This is a genomic window from Pseudomonas sp. 3HC3, assembly GCF_044904505.1.
Lineage (GTDB): Bacteria > Pseudomonadota > Gammaproteobacteria > Pseudomonadales > Pseudomonadaceae > Aquipseudomonas > Aquipseudomonas putida_Y.
This window is the reverse complement of sequence record NZ_JADDRH010000010.1, coordinates 95,483-112,107: the sequence shown is the minus strand read 5'-3', so window position 1 is coordinate 112,107 and position 16,625 is coordinate 95,483. Positions and strand designations below refer to the sequence as shown.

The following is a 16,625-nucleotide window of genomic DNA, read 5'->3' as shown; positions in this document are numbered from 1 at the left end:
GCCTCTTCGCGGGTGAGCCCGCTCCTACACTGTGAGGTCCCTTTCACCCGCGAAGAGGCCCGCACAGGCAATCCTGATGCCCTTCAGACACGGTCGCGCATGCGGTACCAGGCTTTTGCCGCAGCTTCCAAAGGCGCAGCCAGCAGGTCGCCGCCGGGGAAGCGGCCGTTGTCGATGCCTTGGTACAGCGCCAACAGGTCTTCATCGCCGAGAATGGCATCGCTGGCCGCACGCGCCGCCGCCAGGGTCGGCAGTACGCCATGACCGGAGAAGCCCTGCAGCCAGTAGCGCTGGCCCTCGCGACCGACGTCCGGGGTGCGCTTGATGCTGCAATCGATGTGGCCGCCCCAGGCATAGTCGATGGCCACCCCGGCCAGTTGCGGGAACACCCGCTCCAGGTACGGGCGGGTGGCACTGGCGACGTCCTTGGGAATGCCGCCCAGGTAGGTGCAGCCACCGCCGAACAGCAGGCGGTGGTCCGGAGTGAGGCGGAAGTAGTCGGGTACGAACTGGTTGTCGATCACGCAACTGTTGCGAGGTAATAGCGAATGGGCAAAGTCGGCATCCAGAGGCGCAGTGGCTACCTGGTAGGAACCGACGGGCAACAGGCGGCGCGACAGGCCCCGGTCAAGGCGGTCGATGTAGGCGTTGCAGGCCAGCACCAACACCTGGCAGCGAACTTCGCCACGGTCGGTGCGGGCGACATAGCCGTCGCGAGCCTGCTGGTAGCTGAGCACCTGGCTCTGTTCGTAGATTCGCCCGCCAGCAGCCTCGATGGTACTGGCCAGGCCCTGCGCCAGTTTCAGCGGGTTGAGGTGGGCACCTTTGGCGTCGTACAGCGCGGCCTGGTAGCGCGGGCTGTCGATCCATTGCGGCAACTCGTCACGGCCGATCAGGCGCAGGGCGTCGTAACCCCATTTATGCTCGGCATCATGCAGGGCCTCTTCGAGCATTTTCACCCGGCGCGGCAATACCGCAGTCCACAGGCTGCCCTGCCGGTAGTCGATGTCGAAGCCGTGGCGTTGGGGCAGTTCGCGCATCTCGTCGGCGGCCCAGCACATGCTGGCCCATAGCCGTTGGGTACGTTCGAGGCCAAGGGCCTGCTCCAGCGGCGGCATGTCGCACGACCAGCCCAACAGCGCCTGGCCACCGTTGCGACCGGAGGCCGCCCAGGCAACCCGGCTGGCTTCCAGCAGCGTTACGCGTTTGCCGGCCAGGGTCAGGCGCAGGGCAGTGTGCAGGCCGCTGAAACCGGCGCCGATGATCAGCACGTCGGTGTCCTGGGGGCCTTGCAGGGTAGGGCGTAATGGGATGTTGGCGGGGTAGGTCTGGGCGTAGTAACTGGCGACGTGCTGGGCGGATTGTTTGAACATGCCGGGTTTCCGTGAAAATTATTGTGTTTATTTTCATGAAAAGTTAGCAGTTAAATTTCACGCTGCCAATGTGTTGGTCGGGTTTTGTGGTTTGCCTGTGGTTAATGTGTTGCCTGGGCTGGCCTCTTCGCGGGTGAACCCGCTCCTACAGGGGGCACGCGCAGAGAGACCGGACGTGAGAAGGCGGAAATTTCAGGACGTTGCCTTTTTCCGCGGCTGCCGTGGCTTGCTCGGAGTTGCCTTGTTTCCGGCCGCTTTGCTTTTGCCACCTCCACCGCGACGTTTCTTCTTCCAGGGCGGCGCCGCCCCGGCCGCTGGCCCGCTGATGGTCATGCGCATGCCGCTGCAACGCTCTACCAGCTTGCCCATCCACGCCGACTGCCGGGCGACGAACTCTTCCAGGGTCATCTCGCCGCTCTGCACCATGTCCAGCGCCTGCTCCCAGATTGCCGTGGTGCCGGGGTCGGCAATGGCCCGGGGAACGGCGTCGATCAGGCTGAAGGCCGCAGGGGTGGCCGACAGCGCCTTGCCGTTCTTTACCAGGTAACCGCGGTCGAGCAGACCCTGGATAATGCTGGCGCGGGTGGCTTCGGTGCCGATGCCGGTGGTTTCCTTGAGCTTCTGCTTCAGCCGAGGGTCATCCACCAGCTTGGCCACGTTTTTCATCGCCTTGATCAGGTCGCCTTCGGTAAACGGCTTGGGCGGCTGGGTCCACAGGTCTTTCAGCTGCAGGCCGTGTACGTTGCAGTCCTGGCCTTCGCGCAGCGCTGGCAACACCTGGGCCGGGGGTGCCTCGCGGCCTTTGGCTGGGGTCAGCGCCTCGGGCAAGGCGCGGCGCCAGCCTAGCTCGACGATCTGTTTGCCCACAGCACGCAGCGCATGACCGGCGCAGTCGAAGTCGGCCTGGGTGCGGTCGTACTCATGGTTGGGCAGGAACTGCGCAAGATAGCGGGCGCGGATCAGGGTATACACGGCCTTGTGCTTGGCCGGCAGGCGCGAGGGGTCGCTGGCAGCGGCGGTGGGGATGATGCCATGGTGAGCGCTGACTTTGGCGTCGTTCCACGCCCGCGAGCGGCGTTGCGGCTCCAGGTAGGGCTGCAGCGGCGCCAGGCTGGCATCGGCCCGTTGCAGGGCAGCGAGGATGGCAGATGCCTCGGCGTGCTGGCTTTGTGGCAAATAGCCGCAATCGCTGCGCGGGTAGGTGATCAGCTTGTGTGTTTCGTACAGTGCCTGGGCAATGTCGAGGGTTTCCTGGGCGCCGAGGCCGAACTTTTTCGAGCACAGCTCCTGCAGGGTGCCAAGGTCGAAGGGCAGTGGTGCAACTTCGCGCATACGCTCGGTCGCTACCTTTACCGCTCGGGCAGTGCCGGCATGGCCGATGTCGGTGGCGGCCTGCTGTGCCAGGCCTTGCTTCAGGCAGCGGCCCTGGTCATCGCAGGCGTCTTCGGGCGCGCGCCATTGGGCATTGAAGCGTTGGCCGGCGTGTTCCAGCTGTACATCGATGACCCAGAACGGCACCGGCACGAAGTCGGCGATGCTGCGGTCGCGGTCGACCACCAGGCGTAAGGTGGGCGTTTGCACGCGGCCTACCGGCAGCACACCCTGGTAGCCGGATTGGCGGCCCAGCAGGGTGAACAGCCGGCTCATGTTCATGCCGATCAGCCAGTCGGCGCGGGAGCGGCCCAGCGCCGAGTGGTACAGGTTGAACGTCTCGTGGCCTGGCAGCAGGCGTGCCAGGGCCTTGCGGATGGAGGCGTCGTCCAGCGCCGACAGCCACAGGCGCTGCACCGGGCCTCGGTAGCGGCAATGCTCGACCAGCTCGCGGGCAATCATTTCGCCTTCGCGGTCCGCGTCGGTGGCAATTATCAGCTCCCGCGCTTCACCGAGCAGGCGCTTGACCGCCTTGAACTGGCTGGCGGTCTTGGGCTTTACCAGCATCTTCCATTTGTCTGGAATGATCGGCAGGTCGGCCAGGTTCCAGCGCTTGTAACGTTCGTCGTAGCTGTCGGGCGGGGCGGTTTCCAGCAGGTGGCCAATGCACCAGGTGACGCAGATGTCGGTGCCTTGCCAGCAGCCGTCGCCTTTGCGGTTGGCGCCGAGCACTTTGGCGATGTCTTTTGCCTGGGAGGGTTTTTCACAGAGGAACAGGCGCATGGCCGGGACGCTTCATCGGGGTGGTGGGCCATAGGATGCGCAAGCGGGGGCGCAGAGGCAAGTTTTATCTGGATGGATGTACAGGTTTTTTGTCAGCGGGGATGTATATCGCCTGTGCCGGCCTCTTCGCGGGTAAACCCGCTCCTACAGGAAAGCGCGGTGCTTGTAGGAGCGGGTTTACCCGCGAAGCGGCCAGTGCAGGTGATGGATCAGGCGCGCGAGTCGCGCACCATGTCCACATGCGGGATGCCAGCTTCGAGGAATTCCTCGCTGACTACGCGAAAGCCCAGCCGCTCATAGAACGGCGTGGCGTGTACCTGGGCGCTGAGCATCTGTTGTTTCAGGTCGCGGTTCTGCGCTTCGACGATGACCGCATTGACCAACGCATCGCCCACCTTCAGGCCACGCCAGTCCTTGAGCACCGAGATGCGCCCGATGGTGCCGTCGGCCAGCAGGCGCGCAGTACCGATCGGGTAGTCGCCTTCCAGGGCCAGGAAGTGCAGGGCGTCCTGATCTTCCGAATCGAACTCCAGCTCTGGCGGAATGTGCTGCTCGGCGACGAACACGGCTTCACGGATACGGCGGATGTCGGCGTTGTCTTTGTGCCAATCGGCGAGGCGAACGCTGATCTTATTCATTGGCGAATCCCAGGCTCCCTTGTTTGACCAGCTGCTGTACCAGCATAAGGCCATCTTCGTCCTGCAGCCACTCGGCCAGGTTGTCGATGTGCAAGGCGTCGGCCGCGCATACCAGTTTCAGCAGCTCGCGCAGTTTGCCGGGCAGTGGGCAACTACGGCCGCTGGCGAACAGCAGCAGGTCATTTTCGAATTCGGACCAGGCCAGGCGTGCGCTGGGGTTGCGGATCAGGATGGCGCCCTGCTCAAGAGCGTCGATCAGTTCTTCCTCGCTCAGCTCTTCGCCAACGATCTGCTCGGGGTAGCGCGGCTCGGTCATGAACTGGCCGAACCAGGTCAGCAGCAGGTCCTTGTCGCCCATGTGCTTGTCGAGCAGCGCCTTGAGGCGGTCGAGGGCATCGTGCTGGATCTGGTGCGGGTCGCTGACCGGCTGGGCGTCAGCGTCGCTGTAGCGCTCTTCGTCGGGCAGGAACTGGCCGAGGAAGTCGGTGAAGTGGGTCAGCACTTCGGCAGCGCTCGGTGCGCGGAAGCCGACCGAGTAGGTCAGGCAGTCATCCACGGCTACGCCGTAGTGGGCCAGGCGCGGTGGCAGGTAGAGCATGTCGCCGGGCTCCAGGGTCCACTCTTCACTCTGCTCGAACTCGGCCAGGATACGCAGGTCGGCGTGCTCCAGCAGCGGGCTGTCACTGCTGCACATCTGGCCGATCTTCCAGTTGCGCTGGCCGTGGCCTTGCAGCAGGAACACATCGTAGTTGTCGAAGTGCGGGCCGACGCTGCCACCCGGGGTGGCGAAGCTGATCATCACGTCATCGATACGCCAGCTGGGCAGGAAGCGGAAGTTTTCCAGCAGTTCGGCCACTTCCGGAACGAACTGGTCAACGGCCTGTACCAGCAGTGTCCAGTCTTTTTCCGGCAGTTCGGCGAAGGTGTCTTCGCTGAACGGGCCGCGGCGCAGCTCCCACGGGTGCGCGCCGTGTTCCAGCACGATACGCGACTCGACTTCGTCTTCCAGGGCCAGGCCGGCGAGTTCATCGGGGTCGATCGGGCTGATGAAGTCCGGGAAGGCCTGGCGCACCAGCAGCGGCTTCTTCTGCCAGTAGTCGCGCATGAATTCGCGGGCCGAGATGCCGCCGAGCAGCTGCAGTGGAGTATCAGGATTCATGTTCAACCTATTGAAAAAACGTAATTTTCGTACGGGAATAAAAACGCCCGGCCAGGCCGGGCGTTGTACGCGACGCTCAGCTTAGATGCGTTTGGCCTGGGCTGCCGCGTTACCGATGTAGGTAGCGGGGGTCAGCTGCTTGAGCTCGGCCTTGGCTTCGGCTGGCATGTCCAGGCCGTCGATGAAGGTCAGCAGCGCTTCTGGGGTGATGCCCTTGCCACGGGTCAGCTCTTTGAGCTTCTCGTAGGGGTTTTCGATGTTGAAGCGGCGCATCACGGTCTGGATCGGCTCGGCCAGCACTTCCCAGCAGGCGTCCAGGTCGGCGGCGATGCGAGCTTCGTTGACTTCCAGCTTGCCGATGCCTTTCAGGCTGGCCTCGAAGGCGATCACGCTGTGGGCAAAGCCCACGCCCAGGTTGCGCAGCACGGTGGAGTCGGTCAGGTCACGCTGCCAGCGCGAGATCGGCAGCTTGCTGGCCAGGTGCTGGAACAGCGCGTTGGCGATACCCAGGTTGCCTTCGGAGTTTTCGAAGTCGATCGGGTTGACCTTGTGCGGCATGGTCGACGAGCCGATTTCGCCGGCGACGGTCTTCTGCTTGAAGTAACCCAGCGAAATGTAGCCCCACACATCACGGTCGAAGTCGATCAGGATGGTGTTGAAGCGGGCGATGGCGTCGAACAGCTCGGCGATATAGTCGTGCGGCTCGATCTGGGTGGTGTATGGGTTGAACTGCAGGCCCAGTTCGTCTTCGATGAAGGCGCGGGCGTTTTCTTCCCAGTCGATCTGCGAGTAGGCCGACAGGTGGGCGTTGTAGTTGCCCACGGCGCCGTTGATCTTGCCCAGCAGCGGTACGGCGGCAACCTGGGCGATCTGGCGCTCCAGGCGATACACGACGTTGGCCAGTTCTTTACCCAGGGTGGTCGGCGAAGCCGGCTGGCCGTGGGTGCGCGACAGCATTGGCACTTCGGCGTGGGCGTGGGCCAGGGCGCGGATGGCGTCGGCGACCTGGCGCATCAGCGGCAGCAGCACTTCGTCACGGCCGGCGCGCAGCATCAGGGCGTGGGACAGGTTGTTGATGTCCTCGCTGGTGCAGGCGAAGTGGATGAACTCGCTGACCTTGGCCAGCTCAGGCAGCTTGGCGGCCTGCTCCTTGAGGAGGTATTCAATGGCCTTGACGTCGTGGTTGGTGGTGCGCTCGATTTCCTTGACGCGCTCGGCGTGCTCCAGCTTGAAATCGTTGGCCAGGCTGTCCAGCAGGGCGTTGGCTTCGGCGGAGAACGCCGGCACTTCGCCGATTTGCGGGTGGGCGGCCAGGCGCTGCAGCCAGCGCACTTCGACCAGGGCGCGGAAACGGATCAGGCCGAATTCGCTGAAAATGGGGCGCAAGGCCTGGGTTTTGCCGGCATAACGGCCGTCTACAGGGGAAACCGCAGTGAGCGAAGAAAGCTGCATGGGGTGTTCTCGGACAGTCAGGCTTTTGGAAGGGCGCATATCATACATGAAAAATGCGCCCAGGTCGGGTGGCTGACCAAAGGTCGGCCCAAATTTGGATCGGGTGGCAGACCCTGTGGGAGCGGACATGCCCGCGAACACCGGCGTAGCCGGTGCCATACACCGCGTCGCCTGCTTCGCGGGCAAGCCCGCTCCCACAACGGGCAATTCAGCCCGTCAGCTGGGGCTGCGCATCATGTCGTACAGTTCGTTCAGCAACTTGCGCCGGCTGAACACCAGCTGCCAACGGTGCCCGCCCAGCTGCCGCCACAGTCGCGCGGCGCGGATGCCGGCCAGCAGCAGGGCGCGGATCTTCGAGGCGTTGTTGGGCTGCTGCAGGAAGCGCATGTCGCCGTGCACCTGGATGCGCTGGCGCAAGGTGCTCAGGGTGTCCTGGTACAAAGCTCCACTGGAAGCGATGACGTTTTCGTGAACCAGGCCGAAATGATCGGCCTGCGACTGGATTTGCGGCAGGCGGTTGCCGATGGTGTCCAGCAGGTCGCCACGCTTGTTCAGCTGGCGCTCCAGGCCGAGCATTGACAGGGCGTAGCGCAGCGGCTCACGTTGCAGGCTGTTGGGGTCGCGCTCAAGGGCGCCAATCAGCGCTCGATAGCCGTCGCGCAGGTTCAGGTCGTCACCGCCGAACACCTCCAGGGTGTCCTTGGGGTCGCGCACCAGCAGGCTGCCCAGCATGCAGCCGATATTGGCTTCACTGGCCTGGCCGGTGCGGGCGATGCGGTCGACCAGCACGGCGGCCTGGAACACGCCACCCAACGCAATCAGCTGCTCCTGCAGGTTGCTCATGCGCGCGGGCTCCACGGCTCGGCAGCCTCGATCACGCCGCCGCCCAGGCACACTTCGCCATCGTAGAACACCACGGACTGGCCAGGCGTAACGGCGCGCTGAGGCTCGTCGAACACGGCGCGGTAGCCGCTGGTGGTACGTTCCAGGGTGCATCGCTGGTCGCTCTGGCGGTAGCGCACCTTGGCAGTCAGCTGGCGCGGGCTGCCGAGGTCAACCGGGTTGACCCAGAAAATTTCCGAAGCCAGCAGGGCGCGGGAGAACAGCCATGGGTGCTCGTTACCCTGGCCGACCACCAGCACGTTGCGAGCCAGGTCCTTGTGCAGCACGTACCACGGCTCGTCACTGGCATCCTTCAGGCCGCCAATGCCCAGGCCCTGACGCTGGCCGATGGTGTGGTACATCAGGCCATGGTGGCGGCCGATCACTTCACCTTCGGTGGTTTCAATGTCGCCCGGCTGGGCCGGCAGGTACTGCTTGAGGAAGTCGCTGAAGCGGCGCTCGCCAATGAAGCAGATGCCGGTGGAGTCTTTCTTCTTGGCGGTGGCCAGGCCGTGTTTTTCGGCAATGGCGCGTACTTCGGGTTTTTCCAGTTCGCCGACCGGGAACAGGGTGCGGGCAATTTCCTGGCCGCCGACGGCGTGCAGGAAGTAGCTCTGGTCCTTGTTCGGGTCCAGGCCCTTGAGTAGTTCGGTGAGCGCGCCAGTATCGCGGCGGCGCACGTAGTGGCCGGTGGCGATCAGGTCGGCACCCAGCGACAGGGCGTAGTCGAGAAACGCCTTGAACTTGATTTCGCGGTTGCAGAGGATGTCGGGGTTGGGTGTGCGGCCAGCCTTGTATTCCTCAAGGAAGTGCTCGAACACGTTGTCCCAGTATTCGGCGGCGAAGTTGGCGGTGTGCAGCTTGATGCCGATACGGTCGCACACGGCCTGGGCGTCGGCCAGGTCTTCACGGGCGGTGCAGTATTCGGTGCCGTCGTCCTCTTCCCAGTTCTTCATGAACAGCCCTTCCACCTGGTAGCCCTGCTCGATGAGCAGAAGGGCTGAGACGGAAGAGTCCACGCCGCCGGACATGCCGACGATGACGCGGGTCTTGGCGGGGTCTTTAAGTGCTGGGCTGGTCATGGGTACCGGTGTGTATCAAGGGGGAAAAACGCCGATTCTATCAAACCCGTGGCGCCGCGTCAGTCGCGTAGCAGGTCGAGGCTGTGCAGCGGGCCGTTGAGGTAGTCATCCAGGCAGCGTGGCACCAGTTCGCTGCGCCAGCGGGTTGGGTCGGCCAGCAGTTCGTCGCGGGTCAGCCAAACGGCGCGGACGATGTCGCTGTCCAGTGCCAGGTCGGCATGATGGCGCACGGGGCGGGCGGCGAAGCAGACGCGCTGGTAGGTCACGCCGTTGCTGGGGGCGGTGTACAGGTAGATGCCGACCACACCGGTCAGCTCGACTTCCCAGGCGGTTTCTTCCAGGGTTTCGCGCAGGGCGGCCTGGGGCAGGGTTTCATTGGGCTCGAGGTGCCCGGCGGGCTGGTTGAAAACGTGCTGGCCGGCTTTGAGTTCTTCGACGAAGAGGAACCTGCCTTCGTGTTCGACGAGGGTGGCGACGGTGATGTGGGGTTGCCAAGTCATTTGCGCTGTCCTTTTGGATGGCTGGGGCTGCTTTGCAGCCCTTCGCGGGCAAGCCCGCTCCCACAAGGTGCGGCGCAGGTCTCACAAACTGCACCTCTCCTGTGGGAGCGGGCTTGCCCGCGAAGGGCCGCAGAGCGGCCCCATTTCCCAGAAAGCACAAACCCCGGTGCGTGGCCGGGGTTTGTGCTGTTACTTCAAACGAACCTTACAGGGCAGCAATGGCGCTGTTCAGGGTCTGGCTCGGACGCATCACCTTGGCGGTCAGCTCGGCATCCGGGGCGTAGTAGCCGCCGATGTCGGCTGGCTTGCCCTGAACGGCGTTGAGCTCGGCGACGATGGTCGCTTCGTTCTCGGCCAGGGTTTTGGCCAGCGGTGCGAAGCGTGCCTGCAGGGCAGCGTCGTCCGACTGAGCAGCCAAGGCCTCGGCCCAGTACAGGGTCAGGTAGAAGTGGCTGCCGCGGTTGTCGATGCCACCGACTTTGCGCGACGGCGACTTGTTGGTGTCGAGGAACTTGCCGGTAGCCTGGTCCAGGGTGTTGGCCAGAACCTTGGCGCGCGGGTTGTCGTAGGTGTTGCCCAGGTGCTCCAGGGAAGCGGCCAGGGCCAGGAATTCACCCAGCGAGTCCCAACGCAGGAAGTTCTCTTCAACCAGCTGCTGTACGTGCTTCGGAGCCGAACCGCCGGCGCCGGTTTCGAACAGGCCGCCGCCGCTCATCAGCGGCACGATCGACAGCATCTTGGCGCTGGTGCCCAGTTCCATGATCGGGAACAGGTCGGTCAGGTAGTCGCGCAGCACGTTGCCGGTCACCGAGATGGTGTCCTTGCCTTCGCGGATGCGGGCCAGGGAGAACTTGATGGCATCGACCGGTGCCAGGATGCGGATGTCCAGGCCGGTGGTGTCGTGATCTTTCAGGTACTGCTGCACCTTCTCGATCATGACGCCGTCGTGGGCGCGGGCCGGGTCCAGCCAGAACACCGCCGGGGTGTTGCTCAGGCGGGCACGGTTGACGGCCAGCTTGACCCAGTCCTGGATCGGTGCGTCCTTGGTCTGGCACATGCGGAAGATGTCACCGGCTTCAACGCTCTGCTCCAGTACCACGTTGCCCTTGCCATCGACCACGCGCACGACGCCGTCGGTGTTGATCTGGAAGGTCTTGTCGTGAGAACCGTACTCTTCGGCCTTTTGCGCCATCAGGCCAACGTTCGGCACGCTGCCCATGGTGGTCGGGTCGAAGGCGCCGTTGGCCTTGCAGTCTTCGATGGTGGCCTGGTAGATGCCGGCATAGCAGCGGTCCGGGATCACGGCCTTGGCGTCTTGCAGTTCGCCTGCGGTGTTCCACATCTTGCCCGAGTCACGGATCATGGCCGGCATCGAGGCGTCGACGATCACGTCGCTCGGCACGTGCAGGTTGGTGATGCCTTTGTCGGAGTTGACCATGGCCAGGGCCGGGCGCTCGGCGTACAGGGCCTGGATGTCGGCTTCGATCTCGGCCTGCTTGTCGGCTGGCAGGTCCTTGATACGGGCGTACAGGTCGCCGATACCGTTGTTGGCGTTGAAGCCTACTTCGGCCAGGGCAGCAGCGTGCTTGGTCAGCACGTCGTTGTAGAATTCTTCGACGATGACGCCGAACATGATCGGGTCGGAGACCTTCATCATGGTGGCTTTCAGGTGCACGGACAGCAGCACGCCGGCGGCCTTGGCATCGGCGATCTGCTCGGCGATGAAGGCTTTCAGGGCCTTGCGGCTCATGGTGGCGCAGTCGATGACTTCGGCGGCTTTGACGGCGGTCTTTTCTTTCAGCACGGTGGTGCTGCCGTCTTTGCCGACCAGCTCGATGCGCAGGCTGTCGTCAGCTTCGATCAGTGCGGCTTTTTCGCTGCCGTAGAAGTCGCCCTGGGTCATGTGGGCAACGTGCGACTTGGAGTCGGCGGCCCAGGCGCCCATCTTGTGCGGGTGCTTGCGGGCGTAGTTCTTGACCGACAGCGGCGCGCGGCGGTCGGAGTTGCCTTCGCGCAGCACCGGGTTCACGGCGGAACCCTTGATGCGGTCGTAGCGGGCACGGGATTCTTTTTCTTCCGCGGTGGCCGGCTCGTCGGCGTAGTCAGGGATGTTGAAGCCCTTGCCTTGCAGTTCCTTGATCGCGGCTTTGAGCTGCGGTACCGAGGCGCTGATGTTCGGCAGCTTGATGATGTTGGCTTCAGGGGTGGTAGCCAGCTGGCCCAGTTCCGCCAGGTGATCGCCTACTTGCTTCTCTGCGCCCAGTTGCTCCGGGAAGGCGGCAAGGATACGGCCAGCCAGGGAAATGTCGCGAGTTTCGACAGCGATGTCAGCCGAAGCGGTGAACGCTTCGATGATCGGCAGCAGCGAGTAAGTGGCGAGGGCGGGGGCTTCGTCGGTGAAGGTATAGATGATCTTGGAACGGGTGGGCATGCGGGTTAACTCTCTGTGTGCTGAGCGTGCTCGAGTCTCGTGGTGCGCAGGGTAGGCGCATCGCCCTGGCAGCGCCATGAGCGGAAAGTCGAGAGGCTGCGAGCGGTGATGGTGGATGCATCAGTCGAGCGTCAAGTGCTGGGGTGCGGTAACAACCCAGGCTTAGTGGCCATTCATGGCCTAGGGCGGTCCGCATTTTCCTGGGATTCGCCCCGATGACCCTTCGGTCGCGGCGGAGTATACCAAACCATTTGGGCTAATCAGCAAGGCCAAGTGATATCGGCCCATTTATAAGACCAAAGACTAAGCGGCAATGTGGCGGGTTGTCGCATGCCTTGCAGGTCGGCAGATGTGGTTTAGGCTCAGTGGATCGCACGATGTCCAAACCACACCCGACAGCGGAGTAGTGCAAGCATGGGATACCAGAAAATCAAGGTTCCGACCGACGGCACCAAGATCACCGTCAATGCAGATCATTCGCTTAACGTGCCTGATCATCCGATCATTCCTTACATTGAAGGCGACGGGATCGGCGTCGATGTCTCGCCGGTAATGATCAAGGTGGTCGATGCCGCCGTTGAGAAGGCCTACGGTGGCAAGCGCAAGATTGCCTGGATGGAGGTGTACGCTGGCGAGAAAGCCACCCAGGTGTATGACCAGGACACCTGGCTGCCACAGGAAACCCTCGATGCCGTGCGTGATTACGTGGTATCGATCAAGGGCCCGCTGACCACCCCGGTCGGTGGCGGCATCCGCTCACTCAACGTGGCCCTGCGCCAGCAACTGGACCTGTATGTGTGCCTGCGGCCGGTGTTGTGGTTCCAGGGTGTACCGAGCCCGGTGAAAAAGCCTGGCGACGTCGACATGGTGATTTTCCGCGAGAACTCCGAAGACATCTATGCCGGCATCGAGTGGAAGGCCGGATCGCCCGAGGCGGACAAGGTGATCAAGTTTCTTAAAGAGGAAATGGGTGTCACCAAGATCCGCTTCGACCAGGACTGCGGCATTGGTGTCAAACCGGTGTCGAAGGAGGGCACCAAACGACTGGTGCGCAAGGCTCTGCAATACGTGGTGGATAACGACCGCGAATCGCTGACCCTGGTGCACAAGGGCAACATCATGAAGTTCACCGAGGGTGCCTTCAAGGACTGGGGGTACGAGGTGGCGCGTGACGAGTTCGGCGCTGAACTGCTCGATGGCGGCCCGTGGATGAAGTTCAAGAACCCCAAGACCGGCCGCGAGGTCATCGTCAAGGACGCCATTGCCGACGCCATGCTGCAGCAGATCCTGCTACGCCCGGCCGAGTACGACGTGATCGCCACCCTCAACCTCAACGGTGACTACCTGTCCGATGCCCTGGCGGCGGAAGTGGGCGGTATAGGCATTGCGCCGGGCGCTAACCTGTCCGACACCGTGGCAATGTTCGAGGCCACTCACGGCACTGCGCCCAAGTATGCCGGGCAGGACAAGGTCAACCCGGGCTCGGTGATCCTCTCGGCAGAGATGATGCTGCGCCACATGGGGTGGATCGAGGCTGCGGACCTGATCATCAAGGGCACCAATGGCGCCATTGCGGCCAAGACCGTGACCTACGATTTCGAGCGGCTGATGGACGGCGCCAAGCTGGTAAGCAGCTCAGGCTTTGGCGACGAAATGATCAAACACATGTAAAACAACAGAAAACCGGCCGCCTCCTGTAAAGAAGCGGCCGGTTGTTTCGTATACCGGCACAGCGCAGGCAGTCAGGCTTTTGCGGTTTCGCTTTGCGGCTCGCCCAAGGGTCTGGCAGCCTCTGCTGCGGCGGCCGCGGCATCCTTGATTTCGACGGCGTGCAAGCCTTTGGGGCCCTGGACGATGTCAAATACCACGGCCTGGCCAGCCTTCAGGGTCTTGTATCCGTCCATTCGGATGGCGGAATAATGGGCGAACAGGTCATCGGATTTACCTTCCTCATTGATGAATCCATAGCCCTTGGCATTGTTGAACCACTTGACTTTACCGCTTGCCATCCCTATGTCCCTCTGCAAAGGACTCCATCACTGGAGTATCATCCACTTCATCCGCATACGAACCTTGCGAAAAATCTGGTTGACTGCGCGGATCTTTATCGCCCACGGTGGGTTCTTATTGGTTGTAACACCGTTTTGCCGATAGTCAAGGTCACGCGGCGCCTGCGCTGGCGGTGGCCTGTGCAGTCAACCCGCAACCTTAACCTGACGCTCATGATGAAATTCTTTCCATGCATGCACCTAGTGAGATTCGACTAACATTCAATCAGGATCGCCCGCAATCGAATGAGGACGACGGCTCAGGTCTTGCAGTCCAGGAAGCCAAGCCGATCCTGCAGGCGCCACCGATGTACAAGGTGGTTTTGTTCAACGATGACTACACGCCAATGGATTTCGTCGTCGAAGTGCTCGAGACGTTCTTCAGTCTGAACCGCGAGCTGGCGACCAAGATCATGCTGACCGTCCATACCGAAGGGCGGGCAGTGTGCGGATTGTTTACCCGTGACATCGCCGAAACAAAGGCTATGCAGGTCAACCAATACGCCAGGGAAAGCCAGCATCCGCTACTCTGTGAAATCGAGAAGGACGGTTAATCGCCGACCACTTGGGTATGAGGTGAAGCTATGTTAAACCGCGAGCTCGAAGTCACCCTCAATCTTGCCTTCAAGGAGGCCCGTTCGAAGCGTCATGAGTTCATGACCGTCGAACATCTGCTGCTGGCACTCCTTGACAATGAGGCTGCCGCGACCGTTCTGCGCGCCTGTGGCGCCAATCTCGACAAGCTCAAGCACGACCTGCAAGAGTTCATCGATTCCACCACGCCGTTGATCCCTGTGAACGACGAAGACCGTGAAACCCAGCCGACCCTGGGCTTCCAGCGCGTGCTGCAGCGTGCCGTGTTCCACGTGCAAAGCTCTGGCAAGCGCGAAGTGACCGGCGCCAACGTGCTGGTGGCGATCTTCAGCGAACAGGAAAGCCAGGCCGTGTTCCTGCTCAAGCAGCAGAGCGTGGCCCGTATCGACGTGGTCAACTACATCGCCCATGGCATCTCCAAGGTGCCAGGGCATGGTGCGCAATCTGAAAGCGACCAGGACATGCAGGACGAAGAGGGCGGTGAAACCTCCTCTTCGAGCAACCCGCTGGACGCCTACGCCAGCAACCTGAACGAGCTGGCCCGTGCCGGCCGCATCGACCCGCTGGTAGGTCGCGAGCAGGAAGTGGAGCGCGTGGCGCAAATCCTGGCCCGCCGGCGCAAGAACAACCCGCTGCTGGTGGGTGAGGCAGGCGTGGGCAAGACGGCCATCGCCGAAGGCCTGGCCAAGCGCATCGTCGATGGTCAGGTGCCCGACCTGCTGGCGCAGAGCGTGGTGTACTCCCTCGATCTGGGCGCCTTGCTGGCCGGTACCAAATACCGTGGTGACTTCGAGAAGCGCTTCAAGGCGCTGCTCGGTGAGCTGCGCAAGCGTCCGCAGGCCATCCTGTTCATCGACGAAATTCACACCATCATCGGTGCCGGTGCGGCGTCGGGCGGGGTGATGGACGCCTCCAATCTGCTCAAGCCGCTGCTGTCGTCGGGTGAAATCCGCTGCATCGGTTCGACCACGTTCCAGGAGTTTCGCGGCATCTTCGAGAAGGATCGTGCCCTGGCGCGTCGCTTCCAGAAGGTGGATGTCAGCGAGCCATCGGTCGAAGACACTGTGGGCATTCTGCGCGGCCTGAAAGGCCGTTTCGAAAGCCACCACAACATCGAGTACAGCGACGAAGCCCTGCGCGCAGCCGCCGAACTGGCCTCGCGCTACATCAATGACCGGCACATGCCTGACAAGGCCATTGATGTGATCGACGAGGCTGGTGCTTACCAGCGCCTGCAGCCGGAGGCCAATCGCGTCAAGCGCATCGATGTGCCGCAAGTGGAGGACATCGTCGCCAAGATTGCGCGTATACCGCCGAAGCATGTCACCAGTTCCGACAAGGAATTGCTGCGTAACCTTGAGCGCGACCTGAAACTGACCGTGTTTGGCCAGGACCAGGCAATCGACTCGCTGGCCACCGCGATCAAGCTGTCCCGTGCCGGCCTCAAGTCGCCAGACAAGCCGGTGGGTTCGTTCCTGTTCGCCGGCCCTACCGGCGTCGGCAAGACCGAAGCGGCGCGGCAGCTGGCCAAGGCGCTGGGTGTGGAATTGGTGCGTTTCGACATGTCTGAGTACATGGAGCGCCACACCGTGTCGCGTTTGATTGGTGCGCCGCCGGGTTATGTCGGTTTTGACCAGGGTGGCTTGTTGACCGAGGCAATCACCAAACAGCCGCACTGCGTATTGTTGCTCGACGAAATCGAGAAGGCCCACCCGGAAGTCTTCAATCTGCTGCTGCAGGTGATGGATCACGGGACCCTGACCGACAACAACGGGCGCAAGGCCGACTTCCGTAACGTGATCCTGATCATGACCACCAACGCCGGTGCAGAAACCGCGGCGCGGGCGTCGATCGGCTTCACTCATCAGGACCACGCGTCCGATGCCATGGAAGTGATCCGCAAAAGCTTCACGCCAGAGTTCCGCAACCGTCTGGATACCATCATCCAGTTTGGCCGCCTGAGCACGGAGACGATCAAAAGCATCGTCGACAAGTTCCTTATCGAACTGCAGGCGCAGCTGGAAGACAAGCGTGTGCTGCTGGAAGTCAGCGATGAAGCGCGCGGTTGGCTGGCAGTGTCGGGCTATGACGTGCAGATGGGTGCGCGGCCAATGGCGCGGCTGATCCAGGACAAGATCAAGCGGCCTTTGGCCGAGGAGATCCTGTTTGGCGAGCTGGCCGAGCACGGTGGCGTGGTGCACGTCGACCTGCGCGATGGCGAACTGGTGTTCGACTTCGAGACCACGGCTGAGGTCGCGTGATGTGCAGGGGCTGCCTTGCAGCCCCTGCAATTTCTTGAGGCACAAAAAAGC

General features: G+C 62.6%; 13 protein-coding genes. 3 read left to right on the top strand and 10 right to left on the bottom strand.

The window, feature by feature from the left end; genetic code table 11:
• Positions 1–83 precede the first annotated feature (83 nt).
• From INQ47_RS15715 to INQ47_RS15675, 9 genes are all read right to left on the bottom strand, one after another.
• Positions 84–1,373 carry an NAD(P)/FAD-dependent oxidoreductase gene (locus INQ47_RS15715; protein ID WP_404702060.1) on the bottom strand — a complete coding sequence of 430 codons (1,290 nt, stop codon included), beginning with the start codon at positions 1,371–1,373 and terminating at the stop codon, positions 84–86.
• A 192-nt stretch (positions 1,374–1,565) separates the two neighbouring features.
• Entirely contained in the window at positions 1,566–3,527 is a 1,962-nt protein-coding gene (locus tag INQ47_RS15710) for a DNA topoisomerase III (RefSeq protein WP_404702059.1), read from the bottom strand.
• Between the two features lie 209 nt (positions 3,528–3,736).
• A complete protein-coding gene (locus INQ47_RS15705) occupies positions 3,737–4,165 on the bottom strand; it encodes a GNAT family N-acetyltransferase (RefSeq protein ID WP_003251237.1) in 429 nt (142 codons plus the stop codon).
• Positions 4,158–5,324 carry a cupin domain-containing protein gene (locus tag INQ47_RS15700; RefSeq protein ID WP_021782145.1) on the bottom strand — a complete coding sequence of 389 codons (1,167 nt, stop codon included), beginning with the start codon at positions 5,322–5,324 and terminating at the stop codon, positions 4,158–4,160. The genes INQ47_RS15705 and INQ47_RS15700 overlap by 8 nt, the downstream gene beginning before the upstream one ends.
• Before the next feature lie 81 nt (positions 5,325–5,405).
• Positions 5,406–6,776 carry an adenylosuccinate lyase gene (gene purB / locus INQ47_RS15695; RefSeq protein WP_003251234.1) on the bottom strand — a complete coding sequence of 457 codons (1,371 nt, stop codon included), beginning with the start codon at positions 6,774–6,776 and terminating at the stop codon, positions 5,406–5,408.
• A gap of 216 nt (positions 6,777–6,992) precedes the next feature.
• Positions 6,993–7,619, bottom strand: a complete 627-nt coding sequence (gene hflD, locus INQ47_RS15690) for a high frequency lysogenization protein HflD (protein ID WP_086978344.1) — start codon at positions 7,617–7,619, stop codon at positions 6,993–6,995.
• Positions 7,616–8,740 carry a tRNA 2-thiouridine(34) synthase MnmA gene (gene mnmA / locus INQ47_RS15685; RefSeq protein WP_404702058.1) on the bottom strand — a complete coding sequence of 375 codons (1,125 nt, stop codon included), beginning with the start codon at positions 8,738–8,740 and terminating at the stop codon, positions 7,616–7,618. The genes hflD and mnmA overlap by 4 nt, the downstream gene beginning before the upstream one ends.
• A 59-nt stretch (positions 8,741–8,799) precedes the next feature.
• A complete protein-coding gene (locus tag INQ47_RS15680; protein ID WP_404702057.1) occupies positions 8,800–9,240 on the bottom strand; it encodes an NUDIX hydrolase in 441 nt (146 codons plus the stop codon).
• 205 nt (positions 9,241–9,445) lie between these two features.
• Positions 9,446–11,671 (bottom strand): NADP-dependent isocitrate dehydrogenase, encoded by a 2,226-nt coding sequence (locus tag INQ47_RS15675; RefSeq protein ID WP_404702056.1) that lies wholly within the window; start codon positions 11,669–11,671, stop codon positions 9,446–9,448.
• 414 nt (positions 11,672–12,085) lie between these two features.
• Between INQ47_RS15675 and icd the strand changes: the two genes are divergently transcribed.
• On the top strand, positions 12,086–13,342 hold the full coding sequence (icd, locus tag INQ47_RS15670) for an NADP-dependent isocitrate dehydrogenase (RefSeq protein WP_252458705.1): 1,257 nt from the start codon (positions 12,086–12,088) through the stop codon (positions 13,340–13,342).
• 71 nt (positions 13,343–13,413) lie between these two features.
• On the opposite strand, the gene cspD is transcribed toward icd, so the two are convergent.
• On the bottom strand, positions 13,414–13,680 hold the full coding sequence (gene cspD, locus INQ47_RS15665; protein WP_003251222.1) for a cold shock domain-containing protein CspD: 267 nt from the start codon (positions 13,678–13,680) through the stop codon (positions 13,414–13,416).
• A 230-nt stretch (positions 13,681–13,910) separates the two neighbouring features.
• Here cspD and clpS point away from each other — a divergent pair, with 230 nt between their 5' ends.
• Together clpS and clpA are read left to right on the top strand one after the other, a co-directional pair.
• Complete coding sequence (gene clpS, locus INQ47_RS15660) at positions 13,911–14,273, top strand: ATP-dependent Clp protease adapter ClpS (protein ID WP_003251220.1); 363 nt, start codon at positions 13,911–13,913, stop codon at positions 14,271–14,273.
• Positions 14,274–14,303: 30 nt separating this feature from the next.
• Positions 14,304–16,574, top strand: a complete 2,271-nt coding sequence (clpA, locus tag INQ47_RS15655) for an ATP-dependent Clp protease ATP-binding subunit ClpA (protein ID WP_012051826.1) — start codon at positions 14,304–14,306, stop codon at positions 16,572–16,574.
• Positions 16,575–16,625: the final 51 nt, after the last annotated feature.